The sequence below is a fragment of the Bacillus sp. SIMBA_031 genome, from assembly GCF_046535225.1.
Taxonomy (GTDB): domain Bacteria; phylum Bacillota; class Bacilli; order Bacillales; family Bacillaceae; genus Bacillus; species Bacillus velezensis.
Genome location: NZ_JAWRXC010000220.1, coordinates 1 through 273, shown reverse-complemented (window position 1 = coordinate 273; position 273 = coordinate 1). Strand labels below are relative to the sequence as shown.

Here is a 273-nt window from a genome sequence, read left to right as displayed (position 1 = left end):
CGAAGTCCACACCTCCTGCAGCGATGGTCTGCGTCGGCACGTCCTTCCAAGTGACCTCGAGTTCCTGTTTTTGTATCGGTGTGCTCACCTTCTCGTTATCTGACGATACCTCGCCTGCCTGAACTGGCGAGTAAATGAGAGTTACGGCCAGGGATAGTCCGATGACACCCGACTTCAGTAGATGGTGCATTGCATTGATCTCCATGGTCATCCTTCGACGACGCTAATAGTGGAAAAATCGTATCAGCGGTCAAGCCCGCTTGTACCTAGTGC

At 52.7% G+C, this 273-nt stretch carries 1 protein-coding gene; it reads right to left on the bottom strand.

Features of this window, described 5'->3' with window-relative positions:
* Positions 1–205, bottom strand: a 205-nt coding sequence (locus SB724_RS20090) for a hypothetical protein (RefSeq protein WP_410572598.1), incomplete at its 3' end; no start/stop codon positions are given.
* Between the last annotated feature and the right edge of the window lie 68 nt (positions 206–273).